Origin of the sequence: Novimethylophilus kurashikiensis (assembly GCF_003112435.1) — a bacterium.
Taxonomy (GTDB): domain Bacteria; phylum Pseudomonadota; class Gammaproteobacteria; order Burkholderiales; family Methylophilaceae; genus Novimethylophilus; species Novimethylophilus kurashikiensis.
Genome location: NZ_BDOQ01000017.1, coordinates 23,152 through 48,761 on the forward strand (window position 1 = coordinate 23,152; position 25,610 = coordinate 48,761).

Genomic DNA, 25,610 nt, shown 5'->3' on the forward strand with positions numbered 1-25,610 from the left:
CCATGCTCGCTCGCTTCTTCAGTCGCACCCAGATCAAGACCAAGCTCGCGTCGTTCCAGCTCTTTGCCATTTCTTCAGCCTTGTTCGTGGTGCTGGCGGTCATGCTCAACTATGAGTATTTCTCAGTTCGGCAGGAGCTCAAGCAAAAGGTCGAGGTCGAGGCGAGCATCATCCAGGAAAACAGCGTAGCAGCGCTGGCTTTCGTCGATGCCAAGTCTGCCAAAGAAGTGCTCGCTACGCTGGAGGTGGCGCCCGGCGTCACCCAGGCCGCATTGTTGCTGCCGAACGGCAAGGTATTCGCCCAATACCGCCGCTCGATGGACACCGAGCTTCATTACGACCCGGAAGGCAGCGGCGCTCATTTCGGCCTGAATACGCTCACGCTCTATCGCGACATCAAGCTCAACGGCAAGCCGATCGGCAAGCTCTTTATCGAAGCCGGACTGTCTCGTTTCCACGAGAGCATGAAGCTCTACACCATGGTGTTTATCCTGGCGGCGCTGGGCGCGCTCGGGTTTTCGCTGCTAGTACTGGGCAAGCTCAACCGGACCATTTCCGAACCGCTGACCAACTTGGCCCGCCTCACCCGACACGTTTCCCTCTGGCAGGACTATTCGCTACGAGCGGATATCGAGAGCAACGACGAAATCGGCGAACTGGCCCGCGGGTTCAACGCCATGCTGGAGCAGATCCAGCGACGCGATAACGAATTGGGCACCGAGCTTAACCAGCGCAAGCAGGCCGAGCAGCGGCTCAATCAACTGGCTTACTACGACAACGTCACTCACCTACCCAATCGCCACTACTTCAAGGAACGCCTGGAACTGGTGATCAGCAGCGTGCAGCGTTTCGGCGAAGTCTGCGGATTGATGTTCATCGACCTGGACGATTTCAAGATCGTCAACGACACGCTGGGCCACCATATCGGCGACGAATTGCTGAAGGAAGTGGCCCACCGCTTCAACCATGCGTTGCGTACCGGCGATATCGTATGCCGCATCGGCGGCGATGAATTCGCCGTGATCCTGGAAAACATCCAGAATTCCGACCAAGCGGAACGGGTGGCCGACAAGATCATTAAGACGTTGGCCAAGCCCATCCATGTCGAAGGCAAGGATATCTTCATCAGCGCCAGTATCGGCATCGGCATGTGCCCAGACCATGCCTCGGATATTCCCAACTTGCTCCGCAATGCCGATACGGCCATGTATCGCGCCAAGGAGCATGGCAAGAACTGCTACCGGTTGTATCTACCTGAAATGGAAGGCAAGGCGATCAAGCGCTTCACGCTGGAAAACAGCTTGCGCCGCGCTATCGACCAGGATGAGCTGGTTCTGCATTACCAACCGCAGATCGATATCGTCAGCAATCGTATTGTCGGGTTCGAAGCGCTGTTGCGCTGGCAACATCCGGAAATGGGCATGATCCCGCCGTCGGAATTCATCCCTGTCGCGGAAGAGAGCGGCCTCATCATTACCATCGGCGAATGGGTACTGCGCACCGCTTGTCTCCAAGCGCGAGAATGGCAAACCCTGGCGCCGGAATTGACCATGAGCGTCAACCTATCTGCAAGACAGCTGCGCCAGGCGGATATCGTCGAGCGCGTGCTTCACATCATCGAACAAACCGGCATGCCGCCGCATTTGCTTGATATTGAGCTTACCGAGAGCATGCTGATGGACAACATGGAAGAAACCATCCGCAAGACCGAACATTTGCGGAGCACGGGCATCCGCATTTCCATCGACGATTTCGGCACCGGCTATTCGTCCATGAGTTATCTGAAGCGTTTCCCGATCACCAGCCTCAAGATCGACCGCAGCTTTATCCAGGACATCCCGACCGACGCCGACGATATGGCGATTACCCAAGCCATTATCGCCTTGGGCAAGAGCCTGCAAATCAACCTCATCGCAGAAGGTGTGGAAACGCAGGAACAATTGGAGTTCTTGCGCGACAACTTCTGCGCCCAGGCCCAAGGCTTCTTGCTTAGTAAGCCGTTGCCGCCGGAAGCCGCTGCAGATTACCTCTGCGCCAATCTAGGCATTGCTGTACCGTCCCAGGCCGAACTGGCGTAGGTAGGTTATCCACCCACCTTATTCATTGAGTTCCTTCTTGCGGGCCCAAACGTCAAACAGGGTCATGAATTTTTGCTTGCTGCTCAAACGCTCATCGGATAGCGCGTCCAGGAATACCGACAGGCGTTTGGATTTCACGATGGTGTAAAGGGTCAGCACCGTCACCGGTACGAACACCGCCATGAAATAAGCCAGCTTCATCATGGGTGTGCTGTCGGCATCGGCGAACAGATTCATCCCGAGCACACCTGTTGCAACCGTACCGATCAACCCGAAAGTCGTTACCACGGTCAGCCGGATCACGATTTCCGCATGGCGCTTGAGCTGATCGCTATCGAGATATTCCGTCATATCCAGGATGCGGCGGCGAGTGCGCTCGAACAACTCCTGCGTATCCAAGTGCCGGATCATCATGGCGAACAAGTCGCGCGATTGCGCTTGGTCGGAAACCGATTGGAACCAGTAGCGGTGGGTAAACCGCAGGAAAATCTCCAGCGTATGGCGCACGTTCTTGCGGAAATCGCGTATCGATTCCGGGTCGTCGATATCGAGCCGGCTGATGGCGGAAACAAGCCGGTCCGAGAGCATCAGCAACGCGGCTTTCTGGAAATGCGCAATGAGGAACAACAAGAAATACTGGTGGCGGAACTGGCTGATGATGCCGGTTTCCTTATCCGTAAAAAATGCTTCGCCCGCACTGCCGAGCACGGTAAAACTTTGGCCGTTGCAAATGATCCGGGTATTGCCCCAATGCTCGTGCCCCGGCTCCCAATAACGATCGTAGCAATACCTGGCCTCGAAATCCTGCAGGAACCCTTCGGAATACGGCAGGCTTTGCGAATCGCCGGGGCGTGTCACCAGACCCAGGCGGATCAAGTCGCCGCGAGTCAGGCATGACACATCGTCGAACGCCATGTAGCTCATAAGCGGCATGCGCTGGTATTCGATCTCGCGGTAGCGAATCAGCCCTTCCTCGTCGGAATAATGCTGCACCAGCGGCTTGAGCAAATATTCCCAGTGAGACGCTACTCTCGGTACCCGTTGCTCGCGCACGAACTTGAGATAGCGTTCTTTCTGTTCGTAATCGGATGCGGCCAGGACATTGCCTTGCTTATCCAGCCATTCGACTTTCTCTGCACAATGGCCGCCCTGGCCGTTCTGTTCCCAATGGCTGGGATACGCACGGCCGAAGCGGAACAGCGTTTCCATCGCCCGGTCCAGCGGCAGCTTATCGCCGATGATCTCGACCACGAGAATGGCGATATCGATGTCGTAGAAGAAATAGAGATCGGTATGGTCGACGGTAAACAGGTGTGGTTCTAAATCGCCGCCGAACTTGATGCGCGCTTGGGCCACATCGCTGCGGGTAAAAACACGGATAGGCGATTGTCCGTAACTGCTATCGTCCTGGCCGCGGATGCCTTCGCCGTAAAGAAAACGCTGGGCGAAAGGCAAGAAGGTGACGAACTCACGGTACCGCCGCTCGCTGAACCGGCCCGAAGTGGCGTTGAATTCGTCCTGCACCAGATTCCAGGGCGTATCCGGCGTTGCGGCGAGATAATCCCAATAAGGATGAATTTGCAGGTCGTTGCCCTGGGGGATTAATTGCACCGGCCACAACAGAACTTGGCGGAAGCTCGCGATCGCTGGCTGCTGCCCGGACTGGCTCATGACATTCCCCTCTGGTAACAGCCCGGCAATCATCGTCCTGACCCGAGCTGGATGTTGTTTTTAACCTCTCCCGCGGTTGCGATCGCTACGCCGCTGCTGCTTGGTTGCGGGATTAAAGGAAGCCTTGGGCTTGGCTTTGGCCCAGCCGGCTTTCCTGACCTTGCGTTCCTTGGGTTCCTGGGCGGCAGCGGCCATGGCAATGCGGGAAGCGCGCGGCGTAAACGGTTTGCCAACCTGCTCCTTCTCGCGTGCCGTCATCGGGCGCTGCTGCTGGCTGCTGCGCGGCACAGGCAAACCGGCCCATTCCAACAGCGCACGCACTTCCTTGTCCTGCAAGGTCAGCAACTGGCCGCGTTTGAGGCGTGGCGGCAGCGTTACCGGGCCGAAGCGCACGCGCATCAGGCGGCTCACCATCAAGCCCTGGGCTTCGAACAGGCGGCGCACTTCGCGCTTGCGGCCTTCGCGCAGGATAACCTGATACCAGTGGTTGGAGCCTTCGCCGCCCCGATCCTGAATCGCGTCGAAGCTGGCGATACCGTCATCCAGTTCCACGCCTTCGGTCATCTGTTCCAGTTGCTCGTCGGTCAGCTCGCCCATCACCCGCACGGCGTATTCTCGCTCGACTTCATAACGAGGATGCATGAAGTGGTTGGCGAGTTCGCCAGAAGTGGTAAAGATCATCAGGCCGCAAGTATTGATGTCCAAGCGACCGATCGACACCCACTTGGCACCGCGAATATGCGGCAGCTTCTCGAACACGCTGGCACGCTTTTCCGGGTCGTCCTGGCTGACGATCTCGCCTTCCAGCTTGTGGTAGAGCAGCACGCGCGGCATTTGCGGCTCGGTCTGCAACTTGACCACGCGCTTGTCGATACGCACGACGTCATCCGCCCCCACTGTTTGCCCGAGTTGGGCCGGCTCGCCGTTAACGGTGACGCGGCCGCTGGCAATCAGCTCTTCCATGTCGCGGCGCGAACCGAGACCGGACACCGCCAGCACCTTTTGCAAACGTTGCGGTGCGGCAGCTGCGGGTTTCTTGCGCGCGCGTACTACCGGCGCTTCCTCTTGTTGCTCCTGCACCGGGCGGCGCATGGGGCCTGTTCTGCGAGTACTCATATTTCCAGCTTGATCTCCTGTTGTGCCAGCGTTTGCAACGGTGGCAGCTCCTGCAACGATCTCAAGTTGAGATCGTCCAGGAACGTTTTCGTAGTCGCGTAAAGCGAAGGCCGTCCTGGCACTTCGCGCTGGCCGACGATGTCGATCCAGCCGCGTTCCTGCAGTGTGCGCATCACATTCTGGTTGACTGCCACACCGCGAATTTCCTCGATATCGCCGCGCGTGACCGGCTGTTTGTAAGCGATGATCGCCAAGGTTTCCATCACCGCACGCGAATAGCGCTGCGGCCGTTCAGGCGTGAGCCGGGCAATAAATGGCGCGTACTGCGGCTTGGCCTGGAAACGCCATCCGCTGGCAACTTGGAGCAAGTCAAGCGTGCGCGGCTGCCAGTCGCCGCGCAGTTCATCCAGCAGCATGCGCAAGGTCGCCCGCTCCATCCTCGATTCGAACAGCCGCTGCATGTCGTCCAGCGACAGTGGTTCCGGGCTGGTGAGCAAGGCGGCTTCCAGCACGTTTTTAAGCTCCTGGATCGATTCAGACATTCGTCATGACCTCGACAGGTTGCAGATAAATCGGGTCGTAGGCCTGCTGCTGGGTAATCCGCAGCAAACCTTCGCGCGCCAGTTCCAGCATCGCCAGGAAATAAGCCACCAGCTTGGGTACGCCCTCTTTCACGTTGAACAAGGCAGTAAACTCCAGCATGCCGTCCTGGTTCAGCCTGCGCAAAATCAGCGACATGTGCTCGCGCACCGACAACTGTTCGCGGGTAATGCGGTGATGGGTAAAGTGCTTGGCACGTTCCAGCACGCCGTGCCAGGCCGCAAGCAAATCGTCCATGGTGACCGTCGGCAAGTTCTGCTGCGGCATATGGTCGAAATAAGCCTGCGCCACCATCAGTTCGCGCCCCACCTGCGGCAACGCGTCGAGCTGCTGGGCTGCAAGCTTCATGGATTCGTATTCCAGCAAGCGTCGCACCAGTTCAGCACGCGGGTCTTCTTCCTGCTCAATCTCAACAGGTCGAGGCAACAGCATGCGCGACTTGATCTCGATCAGCATCGCCGACATCAGCAGGTATTCCCCCGCCAACTCCAAATTGCCCGCCCGCATCTGCTCGACATAATCCATGTACTGCCGCGTCAGCTCCGCCATCTGGATATCCAGGATATCCAGGTTATGCTTGCGAATCAGGTACAGCAACAAGTCCAGCGGGCCTTCGAAGGCTTCGAGGTACACCTCGAGCGCATCCGGCGGGATGTAGAGATCCTGCGGCAGTTCCAGGAGCGGTTCGCCGTGGATGAGCGCATTGATCTCGGCAGTTGCCTTGAACATCGCAGCCACTTGCGGTGCGGCACGCCCTTCGCTGTCCTGCCGAGTCGCCTCGACCGCGCCGTCCCGTGCTGTTGCCATTGTCGCCCCTAACTCGCGCTCATGCCGGAATCCAGCATGATTACGAGTAGTTCAACCCCATCACTTCGCGCACTTCGCGCATGGTTTCACGAGCCAGCTTGCGCGCTTTTTCGCAGCCGTCGGCGACGATGTTCTTCACCAGCGTCGGGTCTTCGGCGTACATTGCGGCGCGTTCCTGGATGGGCTTGAGCTCGGCCAGCACGCCGTCGATCACCGGCTGCTTACATTCGATGCAGCCGATGCCGGCGCTACGGCAGCCGTTGAGCACCCATTCCTTCTTCTGCTCGTCCGAATAGACTTCATGCAGCTGCCATACCGGGCACTTGGTCGGCTCGCCCGGGTCGGTACGGCGCACACGTGCCGGGTCGGTCGGCATGGTCTTGATCTTCTTGGCGACGACGTCGGGGTCTTCGCGCAGTGAAATCGTGTTGTTGTAGGACTTGGACATCTTCTGCCCGTCCAGGCCCGGCATTTTGGAAGCCGGGGTCAGCTTGGCATCCGGCTCGACCAGGATAATCTTGCCGCCGCCTTCGAGAAAGCCGAGCAAGCGTTCGCGGTCGCCCAGGCTCAAGCCTTGCTGTTCCTCGATCAGCGCCTGTGCGGAGAGAAGCGCTTCATCGTCGCCGGATTCCTGGTAACGATTGCGCAGCTCTTCGTAGAGCGCGCCGCGCTTGCTGCCCAGCTTCTTGATGGCGGCTTCGGCCTTTTCTTCGTAACCCGGCTCACGGCCGTAAATATGGTTAAAGCGGCGTGCGATCTCGCGGGTGAATTCGATATGCGGAACCTGGTCTTCGCCAACCGGAACCTGGGTCGCCTTGTAGATCAGGATGTCGGCGCTTTGCAGCAATGGGTAGCCAAGGAAGCCGTACGTCGACAAATCCTTGCTCGCCAGTTTTTCCTGCTGGTCCTTATAGGTCGGCACGCGTTCCAGCCAACTTAAAGGAGTAATCATGGACAGCAACGTATGCAACTCCGCATGCTCCGGCACGCGCGATTGCAGGAAGATGGTGGCATAGGCCGGATCGACACCCGCAGCAAGCCAATCGATGACCATTTCCCACACGCTTTCCTCAATGATGCTGGGCGTGTCGTAATGGGTAGTGAGCGCGTGCCAGTCGGCGACGAAGAACAGGCACTCATGCTCGTGTTGGAGCTTGAGCCAGTTCTTCAGCACGCCGTGATAATGCCCGAGGTGCAGGTTGCCAGTGGGGCGCATGCCCGACAGTACGCGTTCAACAGCCATTTGTTTTTAACCTTAAAAAATGAACCTTAAGAAGTGAATTTTGGAAAATCCACTCTTAGAAAAATAACCATGAAATCAATTGTAAAACAGTCATGATAAATGGCCACAAAATTGCGCCAAGTACATGGGTAAACATCAGCACCAGCAGGATGATGAATCCGTAGGGTTCGACCTTGGCGAACTGCCAAGCCAAGCGGTGCGGCAGCAGGCTCACTGCGATACGTCCGCCATCGAGCGGCGGCAACGGTAGCAGATTGAGCACCATGAGCACCACGTTGATCATGATGCCTGCCGTGCCCATGAGCGCCAGCGGCGTCGAGACGAAGGCCGGCAACAGCGGCGAGACCTTGATCGCCAGCGCCCAGAAAATCGCCATGATGAAGTTGGATCCCGGTCCGGCAGCAGCCACCCACAACATGTCGCGCTTGGGATGGCGCAAGCGACCGAAGTTGACCGGCACCGGCTTGGCCCAGCCGAACAGGATGCCGCCCACCAATAAGGTCAGCCCCGGAATCAGCAGCGTGCCGATGGGGTCGATGTGGCGCAAGGGATTGAAGCTGATGCGCCCGGCGGCTTCCGCAGTCATGTCGCCGAAATACCGGGCGACATAGCCGTGCGCGGCTTCGTGCACGGTAATGGCAAAGATCACCGGCAGTGCATAGATGGTGATACGCTGGACGGTGTCCAGGCTGGATAAGGCTTGCAGCAGTTCGAACAGCATCAGTATTCCTCTTCAAAACCGAAAGACGCGATATCGCCGCGGCCCTTGCGCACCAGCGCAGGCTCTTCCTTGCTCAAGTCGATCACCGTGGTCATCTCGTTGGCGCAAGCGCCGGCATCGATAACGAGGTCCAGTTGGTGCTCCAGCCGGTCGCGGATTTCCCACGCCTCGTTAAGCGGGCCTTCTTCGCCGGGCAGCGTCAGCGTCATGCTCAACAAGGGTTCGCCCAATTCATCAAGCAAGGCTTGCGTTACCGCATGCTCCGGCACGCGCAAGCCTATCGTGCTGCGCTTGGGATGCTGCAAGCGGCGCGGCACTTCTCGCGTGGCTTCCAGAATAAATGTATAGCTCCCGGGCGTGTGTGCCTTGAGCAAGCGGAACTGCCGGTTATCGACCCGCGCATAGGTGGCAATGTCGGTCAGGTTGCGGCACACCAGCGTGAACAGATGGTCTTCATCCACGCCGCGAATGGCGCGGATACGTTCCTGCGCTTCCTTGTCGCCAAGAACACAGCCCAGGGCATAGCACGAATCGGTGGGGTAAGCGATAACCCCGCCGTTGCGCAGGATCGCCACCGCTTGCTGGATCAGACGGGCCTGGGGATTCTCGGGGTGGATGGAAAAATATTGGGACATGATCAGTGCACCGCCGCCATTTCGGCCCAATCGTGCCAGATGGGTTTGCAAATGGAAGGCAAGGCAGGCAAACGGCCCATTTCCACGTAAGTCATGCCCGGCCCGTGGTAATCGGAACCGGTCGATGCCAGCAGATCGAATTGATGCGCCAAACGGGCGAATTCCTGGTACTGATCGGCCGTGTGGCTGCCGGTGACGACTTCTACCGCCTTGCCGCCCAGCTCGCGGAACTCATGCAACAGGTTGAGCATGTTGGTGCGACCGAGGTCGTAGCGTCCCGGATGTGCCAGAACGGGCACGCCGCCGCTGCCGACGATCCAGCTTACGGCTTCTTCCAGGTCCGCCCAATTGTGCTCGAAATAACCGGGTTTGCCGGGGACGAGAAAGCGTTTGAACACACTACGCACTTCGTTGGCGTAGCCCTGCTCCACCATCCATCGCGCAAAATGGCTGCGGCTGATGATGCCACCCTTGGTGGCATGTGCGTAAGCGCCTTCCAGGCTGCCGGCAATGCCTGCGCGCGCGAGACTATCAGCCATGCCTTGGGCCCGTGTATGACGGCTGTCGCGGATGCGTTTCAGCCCGTCCTTGAGCGGCGCATACTCGGGATCGACCTTGAGGCCTACGATGTGCAAGGTACGACGATGCCAGGTCACCGAGATTTCCACACCATTGATAAAGCCTAGCCCATGCGCTTTGGCTGCCTCGGCAGCCTCCGCCAAACCGGCCACGTCGTCATGGTCGGTGAGCGCGAGCACATCCACTCCGCGTTCGGCGGCGTAGGCCATTAGATCGGCAGGCGCGAGCAATCCATCGGAAACCGTGGAATGGCAGTGGAGATCGAATTGGGGAGTCATGCGGGGAGTGTGTTGAAATCAAGCCGAATCATAGCATTAGGCGCGATAGCTTGCTATCTCGGCACCCTCAAACCTAGGGGAAATCCGGCGATTTTCCTACGTTTTCGCCTGTTCGTCGCCCGACTTCCAGCCCCAGTTGAGCCAGACGCGCAGTCGACGAAATGCCTCGTGGGGCAACGCGTCCGGAAACAGTACGACCGGCAGCATGCGTTTTCGCCCTTCCAACCGCAGATGCAACACGGTGAGCCAGGGCTGAACGAAACTCGACCCCAGGATTTCTGCCGGAACCCAATCATCCTGCACAAGTCGTACCGAGAACGAGCCATCTTTGGTCAACTTGAGACCTCGCACCTTGCCCGGAAGTTGCCGCAGGTAAATCATGAGGCTTGCTACTAGCGCCATCGCAATTACCGTCTTGACGAGCCAGGCGAGAGGCAAGACGACGATGGCAATCAGGCACAACCCGTGCATGATCACGAGCAATGCTCGCAACCGACACGAAGGGATCAAGTCGGCCTGGAAGGGCTTGAAGTTATAATGGGACGGATTTTTCGACAATTTTCTTATTCTTGTTTTTATATTCTGGAATCGAAATGGCAAACACCTGGTTAGACTTTCTGGCTGCATCGGGCGCGCAACTGGCGGAATCCCGCGTCCAGCATTTCGGCCAACCGCAAGCAGAACTCGTCGCCGCAGCCGAAGGCGATGTCATGGCCGACCTCTCGCATCTGGGCCTGCTCGAACTCACCGGCGAGGACACACAAGCTTTTCTGCAAGGCCAGCTCACCAACGACATCAAGCTGCTCAATGGCAGCAACAGCGAATACGCTGGTTATTGTACGGCCAAGGGCCGCCTGCTCGCGACCCTGCTATTGTGGAAGCAAGGCGACGCGCATTACGCCCAGCTCGATGGTGGCATTACCCCAGCCATCATGAAGCGGCTCGGCATGTTCGTATTGCGTTCAAAAGTAAAAATTGCGGATGCGAGCACCGCAAAGGTTCGCATCGGGCTCTCGGGCAAGAATGCAGAAGCTGGGCTTTCTGTCGTGTTCCCGACCATTCCCGCACAACCGCATCAACTGGTCGTCCACAACGAGACGGCACTGCTGCGGCTCCCGGGCATCATGCCGCGTTTTGAGATCGTCGTCCCGGTCGATGCCGCTTCAGCGCTTTGGAATCAGCTGGCAGCCAAATTCAAGCCCGTCGGCAGCGCAGTGTGGGAATGGCTGGAAATCCGGGCTGGCGTACCGCAAGTCACCGCCGGTACGCAGGAAGAATTCGTCCCGCAGATGCTCAATCTCGACCTTCTGGGCGGCATCAGCTTCAACAAGGGCTGTTACACCGGCCAGGAAATCGTCGCTCGCACGCACTACCTGGGGAAAGTGAAGCGCAGAACACACTTGGCGCATACCACGGCAACATCGGTCGCCCCTGGGGACAAAATTTTCGGCACTGACACGGCCGAACCTGTGGGCTTAATTGTCAACGCAGCGGCAGCAGTGCAAGGCGGATTTGAAGTACTCGCTGAAATTCGTCTGGAAAGCGTGGAAGCCGGGCCGATCCGACTAGAGGATGGGAGCGTGCTGGAACTACGAGATTTGCCTTACGGCTTGTGAGGCGTGGGAGCGGCAGCAGGTTTGGCCGCTTCCGTTTTATTCGGGACCGGCTTGACCGGTTCCGTCTTTTGAGGGGCAGGTGCAACAGGCGGCGTTCCGCCATCCACCACCTGATAGAACACCTCATCCTGCTTCACCATGCCGAGTTCGCTGCGGGCGCGCTCTTCAATCGCGGCGTAGCCTTGCTTGAGGTCGCGCACTTCAGCATCCAGCGAATTGTTACGCGCCTTGAGCTTATCGTTGGCAGTTTTCTGCTGCTCGATCTGATGGTTCAAATCCCACACGCGCATCCAGCTACCCTTGCCGAGCCACAATGGATATTGCAGCGCGGCGATCAGGATGACCAGAAAAAGGGTGAGCAGCCTCATCAGGATTTAAAAGTAACGATTGCCATCGACATAGAACCTACCCCTCTCCGAAACGCTGCATGGTTTCGGACACGGAAAGCGCTCATGCCTGACGGCAACCGCACTTTTTAGCCGATCAGGTTGTAATAGGCGTCGCGGCCGGGGTAGCTGGTAGCGCTTCCCAGTTCTTCTTCGATACGCAGGAGTTGGTTGTACTTGGCGATGCGCTCAGAACGCGAGAGCGAGCCCGTCTTGATTTGCATCACATTGCTGGCCACGGCGATGTCGGCGATGGTCGTGTCTTCGGTTTCGCCGGAGCGGTGCGAGATCACAGCAGTGTAGCCGGCGCGCTTGGCGGTCTCGATGGTCTCGAAGGTCTCGGTCAGCGTGCCGATCTGGTTCACCTTGATCAGGACCGAGTTGGCAACGCCGCGCTTGATACCGTCACGCAGGATCTTGGCATTGGTAACGAACAGGTCGTCGCCGACCAATTGCACGGAATCGCCCAGGCGCTGGGTCAGGATGCTCCAGCCGTCCCAATCGAATTCGCTCATGCCGTCTTCGATGCTGATGATGGGGTACTTGTCCACCCAGGTCGCGAGGTAATCGGTGAACTGCTCGGAAGACAATTCCAGGCCTTCGGAAGCAATGTGATACTTGCCGTCCTTGTAGAACTCGGAGCTGGCGCAATCCAGGCCGATCATCACTTCGCTGCCCGGCTCGTAGCCGGCGGCGGAAATCGCTTCCAGGATGTACTGGATAGCCGCTTCGTTGGAGGGCAGGTCGGGCGCAAAGCCGCCTTCATCGCCAACCGTCGTTGCCAGCCCCTTCTTGTGCAGAATCTTCTTTAGTGCATGGAACACTTCGGCGCCGCAACGCAGTGCTTCGCGGAAGCTGGGACGACCTGCGGGGATGATCATGAATTCCTGCATGTCCACGCTGTTTTCGGCATGGGCGCCACCGTTGATGATGTTCATCATGGGCACCGGCAGTTGCATCTGCTGGGAACCGCCGAGGTAACGGTAGAGCGGCAGGCCGGATTCGTCTGCGGCAGCCTTGGCACAGGCGATGGATACGGCCAGCATGGCGTTGGCGCCCAAGCGAGATTTGTTCTCGGTGCCGTCGATGTCGATCAGCGTACGGTCGATGAAGGCTTGTTCTTCGACATCCAGGCCAGCCAGCGCCTCGGCGATTTCGGTGTTCACGTTTTCGACGGCTTGCAGCACGCCCTTGCCCAAGTAGCGGGCGGCATCGCCGTCACGCAGTTCTACGGCTTCCTTGCTGCCGGTGGAAGCGCCAGAGGGTACGGCAGCACGGCCGATGATACCGGACTCAAGCAGAACGTCGGCTTCGACGGTGGGATTGCCGCGTGAGTCGAGGATTTCGCGGGCGATGACTTCAACGATTGCGCTCATATTTTTTCCTTAATACGTCATTAATGCAGGGCTAGCCTGCTTTTGTACGTTGCAGGCGAGGCCGCCTGCGCTATAGGTTATAGCTCTTGTTCGACAAACCCGTGCTTCTTCACCAGGCTATCGATGTCGATCAGCGTTTCCAGCAAGGCACGCATCTTGGGCAGCGGCCAGGCATTGGGGCCGTCGGACAAGGCCTTGGCGGGGTCGGGGTGGGTTTCCATGAATACGCCGGCCACGCCGGAGGCGACCGCAGCACGTGCCAATACCGGCACATGTTCGCGCTGACCGCCCGACTTGTCGCCCTGCCCGCCCGGTTGCTGCACCGAATGGGTGGCGTCGAACACCACCGGGCAATCGGTATTGCGCATCACGGCCAGGCCGCGCATGTCCGACACCAAAGTGTTATAGCCGAAGGAAGCGCCGCGTTCGCAGACCATGATGTTGTCTACGCCGCCGTTGGCTTCCTTGGCCTTATCGACCACGTTCTTCATGTCCCAAGGGGCCATGAACTGGCCCTTCTTGATGTTCACCGGCTTGCCCGTTGCGGCGCATGCCTGAATAAAATCGGTCTGGCGGCACAGAAAAGCCGGGGTTTGCAGCACATCCACCACGGCAGCCACTTCCGACACTTCCATTTCGTTGTGCACGTCGGTGAGCACCGGCACGCCGATCTGCTTTTTTACTTCTGACAGAATGCGCAGCCCTTCTTGCATACCCAAGCCGCGGAAGGTCTTGGTGGAGCTGCGATTAGCCTTGTCGTAGGATGACTTATAGATGAAGTTGACGCCCAATTCAGCGCAGATTTCCTTGAGTTGGCCGGCGGTGTCCATTGCCATTTGCTCGGACTCGATCACGCAAGGACCGGCAATCAGGAACATCGGTTGGTAAAGGCCGACCTCAAAACCACAGAGCTTCATTATTTGCCTTCCTTGTTTTTAATCGCTGCTTCCACATAAGCCTTGAACAGCGGGTGGCCGGCACGTGGGTTGGAAGTGAATTCCGGGTGGAACTGGCAAGCGACGAACCAGGGATGGACGTCCTGCGGCAGTTCGACCATTTCGCACAGTTGCTCGGTCGGCGTACGCGCAGAGACTACCAGGCCGGCGGCCTTGAGCCGATCCACGTAGTTGTTGTTCACCTCGTAGCGGTGGCGATGGCGCTCGTTGACTTCCTTGCCGTAGATCTTCTCGGCAAGCGTGCCGGATTCGATCGGGCACTTCTGTGCGCCCAGGCGCATGGTGCCGCCGAGATCGGAATTTTCGTCGCGCTTCTCGAGCTTGCCGGAAGCATCCTTCCATTCGGTGATCAGGCCGACGATAGGATGCGGCGATTCCGGGTTGAATTCGGTGCTATTGGCGTTTTCCAGGCCGGCGACATCGCGGGCGAATTCGATCACAGCCAACTGCATGCCCAAACAAATGCCGAGATAAGGCACCTTGTTTTCGCGGGCATAGCGAATCGCGGCAATCTTGCCCTCGGTGCCGCGCTTGCCGAAGCCGCCGGGAACCAGGATGGCATCCATTTTCTTTAAGGCACCGACACCGTCGCGCTCGATGTCCTCGGAATCCATGTAATGGATCTTGACCTTGGAACGGGTATGCATACCGGCGTGGATCAACGCCTCGGTGAGCGACTTGTAGGACTCGGTAAGATCGACATACTTGCCGACGAAGGCGATGTCGATGTGATGTTCCGGATGCTCCAGTGCGTCGATAAGCTTTTTCCATGCCGACAGATCGGCTGCCTTGGCGAGGATATTCAGCTTGTGGCAGACGATCTCGTCCAGCATCTGGTCGTGCAGCATGCCGGGAATCTTGTAGATCGAATCGGCGTCGATGGCGGAAATGACGGCTTCCGGAGCGACGTTGGTAAACAGCGCGATCTTTCGGCGCTCGTCCTCGGGAATGGAGCGGTCGGCGCGACACAGCAAAATATCGGGTTGAATACCGATTTCACGCAGCTCCTTGACGGAATGCTGGGTCGGCTTGGTCTTGAGCTCGCCGGCCGTCGGAATCCATGGCAGCAGCGTCAGGTGCACGTAGCAGGCATTGCCACGGCCTTCTTCGATGCCCATCTGACGGATAGCTTCGAGGAACGGCAAGGACTCGATATCGCCCACGGTGCCGCCGACTTCAACGATAGCCACGTCGGCGCCTTCCGCGCCGCGCTTGATGTTGTTCTTGATTTCGTCGGTGATATGCGGAATCACCTGCACGGTCTTACCCAGGTATTCGCCGCGTCGTTCTTTCTTGATGACGCTTTCATACACTTGGCCGGTGGTGAAGTTGTTGCGCTTGCTCATGCGCGAGCTGATGAAGCGCTCGTAATGGCCGAGATCGAGGTCGGTCTCGGCGCCATCGTCGGTGACGAAGACTTCGCCATGCTGGAATGGGCTCATGGTGCCGGGATCGACGTTGATGTACGGATCCAGCTTAAGCATGGTGACTTTGATGCCGCGGGATTCGAGGATTGCTCCCAAGGATGCCGCCGCAATGCCCTTGCCCAGGGATGAAACCACCCCACCTGTTACGAATACATATTTGGTCATGAAATTGCTCGAGCCTGTTTCAATAGGCTCTTTGGGGAATGTCGCGGACGGGAGCGAATTTTACCCGAAACGGGGGGGCGTCACAATGAAGGATGAGGGTGAGCTGCGCCTTTTTCACGAGCCAGGCAGTGAGTCTGGCTAAGCGCCGACCTGGGCGGAAACTGATACCGGGTAAAGCTTTTGACGGCAGCGCGGAAAATTGCGGCAGCCCCAGAATTCGCCGCGCCGACTCTTGCGTCTGAGCATTTTTACCCCGCAGGCAGGACAGGTCGGCGTAGTGTAGTCGCCTGCTGCAGCTAAGGCCAGCAAGCGTTTTTGCGCAACGTCCGGCAGGCGTTGCAGCATCAGCATCAACATGCTGCCGGTCATGAGCGTGATGCCGTTGGTATTGGCGTAGGCACGGGCTTCTTCAGCAAATTCGCCGGCAGCAATGAAAAAACCTTTGGCGATCTTGCGATGGTTCAATACCTCGCAAAAAAGTTTCACAGCCGCTGCGCTGACGGCCTCTTCGGCTCCAGCCGCACATTGCACCAGGAAAAACTCGGCCTCCCCCTGCTGCACCTTGATAGCCGTTCGCCCTTCGGTATCCAGCAGCAAGCATTCCACCGCATGGCCTTTCTCCTCGAAATAGGCCATGCATAGGTCTTGGAAGCGTTTCCACTCAAGGCTCAGCAATAACTCTAGCGTCCAGGCGTCGGGACGGTCGTATAAGGAGGTAACGGTACGACCGATGGTTGGGGCATGCCACGTGCGCTCCATGGCCTGAGTCGCCCGAAAATTGCCAGTGCCGGCCAGCGAGTATTTACGGCGCGGTCGCCGGCGCAGCACGTAGCGGTTGAGCGCGGCAATCAGTGCAAATGCCCCGGCGAGAATGTATCCCACCGGCTCGGCAGCAAGGCCGAAAGTCTTGAGAACGGGAATTCCCGATGACTGGAGTATCGGCAACACAGCGGCATCGACGACCAGCAATATCGCTGCAATCGCCGCGGAAACCTTCCAATGTTCGAACAGCGCGATCTCGACCAGCGACGGCAGTCGAGCACGTTTAGCCATCGTTGCTTTTCCAGCGCCCGTAGCCCTTGAATTGCTCGTGTACCTCGGCCATTTGCTCAGGCGTCAGTAAATGCGGTTCGCCGGCCTGCAATGCCCGCCAGTATTGCTCACACAGGGTTTCCACCTCCAGCGCCACGGCAAAGGCTTCGTCGAGATCACGCCCCAGAGAGATCATGCCGTGATTGGCCAACAGACAGGCCTTACGTTCGTGCAAGGCCGTCACTGCTGCATCCGAAAGCGCCTGGCTGCCGAACAAGGCATAAGGCGCACAGCGAACGGTATCGCCACCCGCCACGGCAATCATGTAATGGAACGGCGGAATTTCGCGGCGGAGACACGCCAATGTCGTCGAGAACATGGCATGGGTATGGATGACCGCGGCGATTTCCGGTCTCGCCGCGAGAATGTCACGGTGAAAACGCCATTCGCTAGTCGGTGCGCGTTTGCCCTGGGCCTGGCCGTCGAAATCCATCTGCACCATGTCGTGCGGCGTCATGGATTCGGCCGTCATGCCGGTTGGCGTCACCAGGAAACCGTCCCCCACGCGCACGCTGACATTGCCGGACGTACCGCGATTGAGGCCATAGTCCGACAGCTTGCGGGCAATCGCTAGTAATTGTTCTCGGATCAGAATCATGACGGGTTCTCCTGGCGCCGCGTTAACCTTCGTAGAGCAATTTCATTGCCTGGGGGGCGGCAATACCGCGTTCGGTAATGATGCCGGTCACCAGTCGTGCTGGTGTCACATCGAATGCAGGATTGGCAGCACTGGAGCCTTGCGGCAGCACATTGACGCAGAGGATCTCGCCCTGCGTCGTCTTCCCCTGCACCCAAGCCACTTCATCCGCAGAACGCTCTTCGATTGGAATCTCGCGAAGGCCGTCACTGATGGCCCAATCGATGGTGGGCGATGGGACAGCGGCATAAAAAGGTACTTGGTTGTCGTATGCAGCCAATGCCTTAAGGTAGGTACCGATCTTGTTGCAGACGTCACCGGTTGCCGTCACGCGATCCGCACCGACAATGACCACGTCCACCTCGCCGTGCTGCATGAGGTGTCCACCGGCGTTGTCGGCAATGACAGTATGAGGCACGCCATGATTCGCCAGCTCCCATGCTGTCAGGCTGGCACCCTGGTTGCGCGGTCGCGTTTCGTCTACCCAGACGTGCAACGGCAACCCTGCCTCGAAGGCGGTATAAATTGGTGCCAATGCCGTGCCCCAATCCACGGCAGCCAGCCAGCCCGCATTGCAGTGGGTGAGCACATTGAGCGGCCGCCCCTTTTTTTGGTACAAGGCTTGCAGCATTTCTGCGCCATGACGGCCAATGGCCTGGTTCAAGGCCACATCCTCGTCGCAAATGGCGGCGGCTTCAAACCATGCAGCCTCATGCCGTTGTGTCTCAGGCAAAGGCTTCAGAACGTTCAGCATACGTTGCACGGCCCAACGCAGGTTGACCGCGGTCGGTCGCGTGGCCATGAGAAACGCGGCAGAATCGTCCAGCCATGCTTCATCCACCCCTTGCTTGGTCGCCAATGCCATCCCGTAGGCAGCCGCTGCACCGATCAACGGAGCGCCGCGAACCAACATATGCCTTATAGCCTCTGCCGCCTCATTCACATTCGACAAAGGCTTGACCTCGAAAGCGTGGGGCAACCGGGTTTGGTCGATAATCTGGACGATCTCGTGGCCGATAGGGTGAATAGTCCTGTAAGGTTGTCCGTTGATTTTCATTCGATTTTTTAAGCTTGCTCAACCTATCCACAGAAGTTGTGGATAACTTTGTGAATATCCTCAGAATAAGTTGTCAGGTTCGTGTAAGGATAACGTTTTTATACCACCGCCTATTTTTTAATCGCCTGACAACTTCATTAAAAATCAATAACTTACATTATATCTTTGGGAAATAAAGAATTTCCCTACAAAGTTAAAGTAACACTTGAGCACTTGTGCACAACCAAGCTTGACATTCGCTTAAATAGGTCAATCTTGTCCGATTATTCCTATTTCTTGACTGGGGCTATACAGGGTAAGGCTGCACGGGCATTTTGTGTAGTAGCCGCGATAATTTCGACTACCGCAATTCCCCTAATTTGCGCCAATACCTCAGCAATTTTACGCAACTCACCTGGCTCGTTTCTCCCCTTGCCCACCCACTCAGGTGGAATATCCGGAGCATCAGTTTCGAGCACGATGGACTCGAGCGGTAGCGTTGCCGCGAGGCCCCGTATATGGCGGGCACGTTCCCATGTCATGGCACCGCCGAAACCTAGCTTAAACCCCATAGCGACCAGGATTTCCGCCTGCTGCCGGCTGCCGTTGAAGGCATGGGCAATGCCTCCGGGAACCTCAATACGACGCAAATGCTTGAGGACGTGATCGACGGCTTTGCGTACGTGCAGGATGACTGGCAACCCCAGATCACGGGCGATTTTGAGCTGCTCGGAGAGGAAAAATACCTGACGCTCGGCATCGTAGCCTTCGCAATAGAAGTCGAGCCCGATCTCCCCCACCGCGACAACGCCCTCCGTTTTGCAACGCTCGCGGACCAAGTCGAGATCCTCATCGTCGGCTTGGTCGACAAACAAAGGGTGAATGCCGAAGGCCGGGCGACACAGGTCGTATTGCTCGCATATGTGAGCGACCTGCTCGAAATTTTGTCGATTGATACCGGGCACCACGATTTCGCTAACCCCGGCTTCTCGCGCCCGAGCGACTAATTGCGCACGGTCGGCGTCAAATTCCGCTGCATCGAGATGGCAGTGCGTATCAACGAGGCCGTGCTCGAATGCGGATGTCGGGTCCGACATTGCGCACCTCCACAATCTCGAGATCCATGCGCTGGTCCATTGCAGTCAACGCTGGGATATCGAACATCCCGCGGGCAGAAGACCCTAAAAGCGTCGGGGCAAGATATAAAAGAAACTCGTCAATGAGACGTAGGCGCAGCATTTCCCCGGTCAAGGTAGGGCCGGCCTCCAGATGAAGCTCGTTAGTGCCTAGCTTTGCAAGTTCGATCATGAGCGCAGGCAGATCAACGCTGCCGTTATCGTTCGGCAAGCACAGCAGTTCTACGCCTGCTTTTCTCAGTATATCCGCCTGGGGCAAAGTATCGTCGGCGCAGACGATCAATACGCCTCCGTCCACAATAGCAGCATCTACTGGCGTACGTAATTTGCTATCGACGACGACGCGCAAGGGCTGGCGGCCGATATCGAAATCGCGCACATTCAATTTGGGGTTGTCGGCCAATACGGTTCCCATACCCGTCAATATGGCACAGGCCCTCGCACGCCACTGTTGGCCGTCGCGCCTAGCTGCCGGACTAGTAATCCATTGGCTGACACCGTTTTCCAGAGCCGTCCGTCCATCAAGGCTAGCAGCGACCTTGGCCCTTACCCAAGGTCGATTACGCTCCATGCGAGAGACAAAACCGACATTAAGCTCGCGTGCCTCACTGCTCATCAAGCCAGAAGCGACGGCAATCCCTTGAGACTGCAACAGCGACAGGCCCTTGCCTGCCACCAGAGGATTGGGGTCTTGCATGGCCGCGATCACCCGAGCCACCCCCGCCTTAACTAAGGCTTCAGCGCAAGGCGGCGTGCGGCCGTAGTGGCTGCAGGGCTCTAACGTGACATAAGCCGTTGCGCCGCGTGCTGCTTCACCTGCCTGGCGTAGGGCATGCACTTCGGCATGTGGTTCGCCAGCGCGTTCATGCCACCCTTCTCCCACAACTTGTCCATCGCGCACGAGGACGCAACCGACACGGGGATTGGGAGAGGTCGTATGAAGGCCGCGCGCCGCTAGTTGCAGGGCATGCGCCATGTGGGCGTGATCGGAGGCAGAGAAAGCGGTCATGGTTGAAGCCGGCGCAGTGCCGAGGGTTAATGCTGGACGATAGCAGTATGCAGCAGACGCTCGTCCGCGTCGAAATAGAGCCTGAGCCCATGCACCACCCATTGGCACATCCCGAGTTCGTACTCGGTTTGTGCTGTGTCTTCCCATGCGGGGCGGCCGAGCATCATGGCAACGTCACGTTTGCTCATGCCGGGCTTGAGGAGATGCTGCTGAAGATCGAGCACCATATCGCCCCGATCGCAGGGCTTGTCTTGGTGCGGCGTCATCCACCGCACCTGGTCGAATTGGTCGTGGCCGAACATGAAGCGGTCTTTCATGGCCCACCACCCGAAAAAGACAATGGTGACGATCAATGTGAATATCGCGAACCCAATCGCCAGCACAGTCAACGGATAGGTTTTCTCGTCGGCCATGCCAGGCACCTCAATCGGGATCGGTACTGCGACGGCGCTGTTTGCCGAGGTCGCGGATGGCTTCGTGGAAGTCGTCTACGTCCTGGAAACTGCGATAAATAGAGGCAAAGCGGATATAGGCCACCTTGTCCAAGCGCTTCAATTCCTGCATCACAGCTTCGCCGAGCTGGCGCGAGGGAATTTCGCGCTCGCCCTGGGCCAGCACCTTTTGCTCGATATGCTCGATGGCCTGATCGACGTATTCCGTGGGTACCGGCCGCTTGTGCAAAGCACGGGTAAAGGAAAGGCGCAGCTTGTCGCGTGAGAATTCCTCGCGTGTGCCGTTCTGCTTGACCACTTGCGGCATGTGCAGCTCAGCCACTTCATAGGTCGTGAAACGCTTTTCGCAGGCTGAGCAACGGCGACGGCGACGAATGGTGTCGCCTTCGTCGTTAACCCGGGAATCGATGACCTGGGTATCGTCAGCGCCGCAAAAAGGACATTTCATGAGGTCAGCTTAGTAGTCGTGAGGAGAGCCGAGAGTATTGAACGCCATCACTCGGCTCACGCCACGTTTAGGCACCGTAGACCGGGAACTTGGAGGTCAGCGCCTTGACTTCAGCCGCTACCTTGGCGATTACGGCCTCATCGTTCGGGGCATCCAGCACGTCAGCAATCAGGTTGGCCAGCACTTCGGCTTCCTGCTCCTTGAATCCGCGGGTCGTCATGGCCGGCGTACCGATGCGGATACCGCTGGTAACGAATGGTTTTTGCGGATCGTTGGGAATGGCGTTCTTGTTCACCGTGATGTGCGCACGGCCCAACACGGCTTCAGCATCCTTGCCGGTCAGGTTCTTGGGCTGCAGGTCGACCAGGAACACGTGGCTCTCGGTGCGACCGGACACGATACGCAGGCCGCGCTCGACCAGTACCTTAGCCATGACGCGAGCGTTGGCCATCACTTGTTCCTGATACAGCTTGAACTCATGGCTAGCAGCTTCCTTGAAAGCGACTGCCTTGGCGGCGATGACGTGCATCAACGGACCACCCTGGATATTCGGGAAAATTGCGGAATTAAGCGCTTTCTCGTGCTCGGCAGAAGACAGGATCAAACCGCCGCGTGGGCCCCGCAGAGTCTTGTGCGTGGTGCTGGTGACGAAATCGGCGATCCCGACCGGGCTGGGGTACAGGCCAGCGGCGACCAGACCGGCATAGTGCGCCATATCGACGAAAAGATAAGCGCCAACGCTATCGGCGATCTTGCGGAAACGCTTCCAGTCGATCACCAGGGCATAGGCAGAAGCACCGGCCACGATCATGCGCGGCTTGTGTTCGTCGGCTAGGCGCTGCACTTCGTCGTAATCGATTTCTTCGGTTTCCGGATGCAGACCGTAGGTGACGGCGTTAAACACCTTGCCGGAGAAGTTTACCGAGGCGCCGTGGGTCAAGTGGCCGCCATGAGCCAGGCTCATGCCGAGAATGGTATCGCCGGGCTTGAGCACGGAGAGATAAACGGCCGCATTGGCCTGCGAGCCGGAGTGCGGCTGCACGTTGGCGTATTCGGCGCCGAACAATTTCTTGGCGCGGTCGATCGCCAATTGCTCGGCAATGTCCACGTATTCGCAACCGCCGTAGTAACGCTTGCCGGGATAGCCCTCAGCGTACTTGTTGGTCAACACGGAACCTTGGGCTTCCATCACAGCCGGGCTGGTATAGTTTTCAGAAGCGATCAGCTCAATGTGGTCTTCCTGACGCTGACGCTCCGCTTCCATGGCGGCAAAGAGTTCCGGGTCGAATTTGGCGATAGTTTGCGATGCGCTAAACATAGAGAAATTTCCGAAAGATTTCCAAAAGTTGAAACTAATTGAATTTTAACATAGTCGGCAGGGTGAAACTGAGCGTAAGTCAGCGTCGAAATGCAAGAAATGAAGCACGGCCTACGCTTCGCATTTCTTGCTCACAGAACGCCGCCGCAGTTAGATGGGTATTTGGAGGGGTATAATGAAGTCCTTATTTTTCTTCGGTTTTATGCATGAGCATCATCCGTGAACAGGATTTGATCGACAGCGTTTACGACGCGCTGCAGTACATCGCCTGCTACCACTCCCCCGATTTCATTAAGTCGCTGCACCAGGCTTACGAACATGAGTCCTCTCCGGCAGCGCGCGATGCCTTGGCGCAAATTCTGTTGAACTCCTACCTCTGCGCCCAAGACAGCCGCCCGTTGTGCCAGGACACCGGCATTGTCGTCGCTTTCGTCAAAGTCGGCATGAGCGTGACCTGGGATACCTACCGCAGCTTGCAAGAGATGATCGATGACGGCGTTCGTCGGGCTTACCGCGATCCGGACAATACCCTGAGGGCCTCCATCGTCAGCGATCCGGCTGGTAAACGACGTAACACCGGCGACAATAGCCCAGCGGTCGTGCATGTGGAATTGGTTCCGGGCGACAAGCTTGAAATCTCCATTGCCGCCAAGGGCGGCGGTTCTGAAAACAAGTCCCACCTCGCCATGCTTGAACCGTCCGACGATATCGTCGAATGGGTATTGGAAACCATACCCAAGATGGGTGCCGGTTGGTGTCCGCCCGGCGTGTTGGGCATCGGCATTGGCGGTACGGCCGAAAAAGCCGTCTTGATGGCAAAGGAATCGCTCATGGCGCCGATCGATATCCAGCAGTTAAAGGTACGAGGACCTGCCAACCGCGCTGAGGAATTGCGTCTGGAACTTTACGACAAGGTCAACAAGCTCGGTATCGGCGCCCAAGGACTGGGCGGGCTTTCCACGGTTCTTGACGTCAAGGTGGTGGACTACCCAACGCATGCAACCTCTTTGCCTGTCGCCATCATTCCCAATTGCGCAGCGACAAGGCATATACATTTCACACTGGACGGCAACGGTCCGGCGAAATTGCCCGTGCCCAAGCTTGAAGATTGGCCTCAAGTGGCCCTAGACTCAGCATCGCCAGCACGACGAATCGACTTGGACGCCTTAAAGCATAAGGATATCCAGCAATGGCATCCCGGTGAAAAGCTCTTACTTAGCGGCAAGCTACTGACTGGGCGAGATGCAGCGCATAAGCGCATTGTGGAGCTGATGTCGAAGGGGGAGTCTTTACCAGATGGCGTCGACTTCACCAATCGGTTCATCTACTACGTAGGGCCAGTCAACCCCGTGCGAGACGAAGCGGTAGGACCCGCCGGCCCGACAACGGCTACCCGCATGGATCGATTTACGGACTTCATGCTTAAGAATACCGGATTGCTTGGCATGATCGGCAAGGCAGAGCGCGGAGAGGAGACGGTAGCGTCGATTAAACAGCATGGTTCAGTTTATCTGATTGCCGTGGGCGGTGCCGGCTATCTGGTCTCCAAGGCCATCAAGTCCGCACGCGTCGTCGCATTCGAGGATTTAGGCATGGAAGCGATTTACGAATTTATCGTCGAGGATATGCCGGTCACAGTCGCCGTCGATAGCAGGGGAGAATCCGTTCATTTGACCGGTCCGGAAGAGTGGAAAGCACGAATCAGCAATATCCCAGTCGTCACAGCATAAACAAGGCATCTACGATGCATTTGCTAGCCCCACTGACACCACAACCAACTACTACTTCAAGAGAACTAACAATGAAATGGACTGATATTCAGCGCATTGCTGAAGAACTCTACGACCAATACCCGGAGATTGATCCCAAGACCATACGCTTCACCGATCTATTCAATTGGGTGATGGCATTGGAAGGTTTCGAGGACGATCCCAAGCATTGCGGGGAGAAAATTCTGGAGGGTATTCAGCAAGCCTGGATTGAAGAGGCTGAATGAACTTAATACGGCCAGTGGTTCTTAAATCCCCTGGCCGGTACCACGAAACACAAAGTAAACCGCTCCCATCAGGCAGAGCCCTGCCCAAAGAAAATCGAGCTTGATCTGCTGCCCCATATATATGGCAGCGAACGGGACAAAAACTGCGAGCGTGATGACTTCCTGCAGGATTTTCAATTGAGCCAGCGACAAACCGGTATATCCGATGCGGTTAGCCGGAACTTGCAGCAGGTATTCGAAGAGTGCGATGCCCCAGCTGACCAGTGCAGCAATCCACCAGGGCTTTTCGCTAAGATTCTTGAGGTGCGCGTACCAGGCAAATGTCATGAAGACATTAGATAAAACCAGTAGCCCGGCTGCCTTGAGCCAAATCGGCATAAATTAGATGGCAGATTCGTCGATTTCGCCAGTGCGAATGCGGATTATTTTTTCGACGGAAGTGACAAAAATCTTGCCGTCACCGATCTTCCCGGTGCGTGCAGCATTGATGATGGCCTCGATCGCACTATCGACTTGATTATCTGCGACGACCAGTTCCAGCTTGATCTTGGGCAGAAAATCAACGACATACTCAGCACCCCGGTAGAGTTCAGTATGCCCTTTTTGGCGGCCGAATCCTTTTACCTCAGTTACCGTCATCCCGCTGACACCAATCTCCGACAAGGCCTCACGCACTTCGTCCAGTTTGAATGGCTTGATAATCGCTTCGATTTTCTTCATCTATGCACCTTCTGCCGATGTTCAAAACAAATACGGATGTTAGCAGAAAGGCTATCACTTGTCCCTGTGACAGACGGCAGCAAATGGAGGATCACAAACGCGAAAGGCCCTC

The 25,610-nt window shown here is 57.4% G+C and carries 27 protein-coding genes; 4 read left to right on the forward strand and 23 right to left on the reverse strand.

Going from position 1 to position 25,610, the window contains the following annotated elements; genetic code table 11:
* The first annotated feature begins 2 nt into the window (after positions 1-2).
* Positions 3-2,078, forward strand: a complete 2,076-nt coding sequence (locus tag NMK_RS14040; RefSeq protein ID WP_109016394.1) for a bifunctional diguanylate cyclase/phosphodiesterase — start codon at positions 3-5, stop codon at positions 2,076-2,078.
* 18 nt (positions 2,079-2,096) lie between these two features.
* On the opposite strand, the gene NMK_RS14045 is transcribed toward NMK_RS14040, so the two are convergent.
* The 9 genes from NMK_RS14045 to NMK_RS14085 all read right to left on the reverse strand — a co-directional run bounded on the left by NMK_RS14045 (position 2,097) and on the right by NMK_RS14085 (position 10,286).
* On the reverse strand, positions 2,097-3,749 hold the full coding sequence (locus NMK_RS14045) for a hypothetical protein (protein WP_109016395.1): 1,653 nt from the start codon (positions 3,747-3,749) through the stop codon (positions 2,097-2,099).
* A gap of 60 nt (positions 3,750-3,809) precedes the next feature.
* Positions 3,810-4,841, reverse strand: coding sequence for a pseudouridine synthase (locus NMK_RS14050; RefSeq protein WP_109016396.1), 1,032 nt, complete (start codon positions 4,839-4,841; stop codon positions 3,810-3,812).
* A gap of 20 nt (positions 4,842-4,861) precedes the next feature.
* Positions 4,862-5,407 (reverse strand): SMC-Scp complex subunit ScpB, encoded by a 546-nt coding sequence (gene scpB / locus NMK_RS14055; RefSeq protein WP_109016397.1) that lies wholly within the window; start codon positions 5,405-5,407, stop codon positions 4,862-4,864.
* On the reverse strand, positions 5,400-6,194 hold the full coding sequence (locus NMK_RS14060; RefSeq protein WP_227871516.1) for a segregation and condensation protein A: 795 nt from the start codon (positions 6,192-6,194) through the stop codon (positions 5,400-5,402). The genes scpB and NMK_RS14060 overlap by 8 nt, the downstream gene beginning before the upstream one ends.
* Positions 6,195-6,312: 118 nt before the next feature.
* Positions 6,313-7,515 (reverse strand): tryptophan--tRNA ligase, encoded by a 1,203-nt coding sequence (locus tag NMK_RS14065; protein WP_109016399.1) that lies wholly within the window; start codon positions 7,513-7,515, stop codon positions 6,313-6,315.
* Positions 7,516-7,570: 55 nt separating this feature from the next.
* Positions 7,571-8,236 carry a site-2 protease family protein gene (locus tag NMK_RS14070; RefSeq protein WP_109016400.1) on the reverse strand — a complete coding sequence of 222 codons (666 nt, stop codon included), beginning with the start codon at positions 8,234-8,236 and terminating at the stop codon, positions 7,571-7,573.
* Entirely contained in the window at positions 8,236-8,871 is a 636-nt protein-coding gene (locus tag NMK_RS14075; RefSeq protein WP_109016401.1) for an L-threonylcarbamoyladenylate synthase, read from the reverse strand. Before NMK_RS14075 ends, NMK_RS14070 begins: the two co-directional genes overlap by 1 nt.
* A 2-nt stretch (positions 8,872-8,873) precedes the next feature.
* On the reverse strand, positions 8,874-9,728 hold the full coding sequence (locus NMK_RS14080) for a 3',5'-nucleoside bisphosphate phosphatase (RefSeq protein WP_109016402.1): 855 nt from the start codon (positions 9,726-9,728) through the stop codon (positions 8,874-8,876).
* Positions 9,729-9,824: 96 nt separating this feature from the next.
* On the reverse strand, positions 9,825-10,286 hold the full coding sequence (locus NMK_RS14085) for a protein YgfX (protein ID WP_146187217.1): 462 nt from the start codon (positions 10,284-10,286) through the stop codon (positions 9,825-9,827).
* 35 nt (positions 10,287-10,321) lie between these two features.
* Between NMK_RS14085 and ygfZ the strand changes: the two genes are divergently transcribed.
* On the forward strand, positions 10,322-11,344 hold the full coding sequence (gene ygfZ, locus NMK_RS14090) for a CAF17-like 4Fe-4S cluster assembly/insertion protein YgfZ (protein WP_109016404.1): 1,023 nt from the start codon (positions 10,322-10,324) through the stop codon (positions 11,342-11,344).
* Here the strand turns inward: ygfZ and ftsB are convergent.
* From ftsB to glyA, 12 genes are all read right to left on the reverse strand, one after another.
* On the reverse strand, positions 11,332-11,712 hold the full coding sequence (gene ftsB / locus NMK_RS14095) for a cell division protein FtsB (protein WP_109016405.1): 381 nt from the start codon (positions 11,710-11,712) through the stop codon (positions 11,332-11,334). The genes ygfZ and ftsB overlap by 13 nt on opposite strands.
* Before the next feature lie 107 nt (positions 11,713-11,819).
* Positions 11,820-13,106 carry a phosphopyruvate hydratase gene (gene eno, locus NMK_RS14100; protein WP_109016406.1) on the reverse strand — a complete coding sequence of 429 codons (1,287 nt, stop codon included), beginning with the start codon at positions 13,104-13,106 and terminating at the stop codon, positions 11,820-11,822.
* A 77-nt stretch (positions 13,107-13,183) separates the two neighbouring features.
* On the reverse strand, positions 13,184-14,023 hold the full coding sequence (gene kdsA, locus NMK_RS14105) for a 3-deoxy-8-phosphooctulonate synthase (RefSeq protein ID WP_109016407.1): 840 nt from the start codon (positions 14,021-14,023) through the stop codon (positions 13,184-13,186).
* Positions 14,023-15,654 (reverse strand): CTP synthase, encoded by a 1,632-nt coding sequence (gene pyrG / locus NMK_RS14110; RefSeq protein WP_109016408.1) that lies wholly within the window; start codon positions 15,652-15,654, stop codon positions 14,023-14,025. The genes kdsA and pyrG overlap by 1 nt, the downstream gene beginning before the upstream one ends.
* Before the next feature lie 138 nt (positions 15,655-15,792).
* Positions 15,793-16,707 (reverse strand): restriction endonuclease, encoded by a 915-nt coding sequence (locus NMK_RS14115; RefSeq protein ID WP_109016409.1) that lies wholly within the window; start codon positions 16,705-16,707, stop codon positions 15,793-15,795.
* Positions 16,700-17,344 carry a class II aldolase/adducin family protein gene (locus tag NMK_RS14120; protein ID WP_109016410.1) on the reverse strand — a complete coding sequence of 215 codons (645 nt, stop codon included), beginning with the start codon at positions 17,342-17,344 and terminating at the stop codon, positions 16,700-16,702. Before NMK_RS14120 ends, NMK_RS14115 begins: the two co-directional genes overlap by 8 nt.
* 22 nt (positions 17,345-17,366) lie before the next feature.
* Positions 17,367-18,440, reverse strand: a complete 1,074-nt coding sequence (gene mtnA / locus NMK_RS14125) for an S-methyl-5-thioribose-1-phosphate isomerase (protein WP_109016411.1) — start codon at positions 18,438-18,440, stop codon at positions 17,367-17,369.
* 269 nt (positions 18,441-18,709) lie between these two features.
* Entirely contained in the window at positions 18,710-19,516 is an 807-nt protein-coding gene (locus NMK_RS14130) for a TatD family hydrolase (protein ID WP_109016412.1), read from the reverse strand.
* Positions 19,476-20,564: a bifunctional diaminohydroxyphosphoribosylaminopyrimidine deaminase/5-amino-6-(5-phosphoribosylamino)uracil reductase RibD gene (gene ribD / locus NMK_RS14135; protein ID WP_109016413.1), complete on the reverse strand. Its 1,089-nt coding sequence runs from the start codon at positions 20,562-20,564 to the stop codon at positions 19,476-19,478. Before ribD ends, NMK_RS14130 begins: the two co-directional genes overlap by 41 nt.
* A 26-nt stretch (positions 20,565-20,590) precedes the next feature.
* Positions 20,591-20,977: a hypothetical protein gene (locus NMK_RS14140; RefSeq protein ID WP_109016414.1), complete on the reverse strand. Its 387-nt coding sequence runs from the start codon at positions 20,975-20,977 to the stop codon at positions 20,591-20,593.
* 10 nt (positions 20,978-20,987) lie between these two features.
* Positions 20,988-21,464 (reverse strand): transcriptional regulator NrdR, encoded by a 477-nt coding sequence (nrdR, locus tag NMK_RS14145; RefSeq protein ID WP_109016415.1) that lies wholly within the window; start codon positions 21,462-21,464, stop codon positions 20,988-20,990.
* A 67-nt stretch (positions 21,465-21,531) separates the two neighbouring features.
* Positions 21,532-22,782, reverse strand: a complete 1,251-nt coding sequence (gene glyA, locus NMK_RS14150) for a serine hydroxymethyltransferase (RefSeq protein ID WP_109016416.1) — start codon at positions 22,780-22,782, stop codon at positions 21,532-21,534.
* A gap of 206 nt (positions 22,783-22,988) precedes the next feature.
* Here glyA and NMK_RS14155 point away from each other — a divergent pair, with 206 nt between their 5' ends.
* Together NMK_RS14155 and iscX are read left to right on the forward strand one after the other, a co-directional pair.
* Positions 22,989-24,512 carry a fumarate hydratase gene (locus tag NMK_RS14155; protein WP_109016417.1) on the forward strand — a complete coding sequence of 508 codons (1,524 nt, stop codon included), beginning with the start codon at positions 22,989-22,991 and terminating at the stop codon, positions 24,510-24,512.
* A gap of 71 nt (positions 24,513-24,583) precedes the next feature.
* Positions 24,584-24,778: a Fe-S cluster assembly protein IscX gene (iscX, locus tag NMK_RS14160; RefSeq protein ID WP_109016418.1), complete on the forward strand. Its 195-nt coding sequence runs from the start codon at positions 24,584-24,586 to the stop codon at positions 24,776-24,778.
* A gap of 21 nt (positions 24,779-24,799) precedes the next feature.
* Here iscX and NMK_RS14165 read toward each other — a convergent pair whose 3' ends face one another.
* Together NMK_RS14165 and NMK_RS14170 are read right to left on the reverse strand one after the other, a co-directional pair.
* On the reverse strand, positions 24,800-25,156 hold the full coding sequence (locus tag NMK_RS14165; protein WP_109016419.1) for a DMT family protein: 357 nt from the start codon (positions 25,154-25,156) through the stop codon (positions 24,800-24,802).
* A gap of 3 nt (positions 25,157-25,159) precedes the next feature.
* On the reverse strand, positions 25,160-25,498 hold the full coding sequence (locus NMK_RS14170; RefSeq protein WP_109016420.1) for a P-II family nitrogen regulator: 339 nt from the start codon (positions 25,496-25,498) through the stop codon (positions 25,160-25,162).
* Positions 25,499-25,610 lie beyond the last annotated feature (112 nt).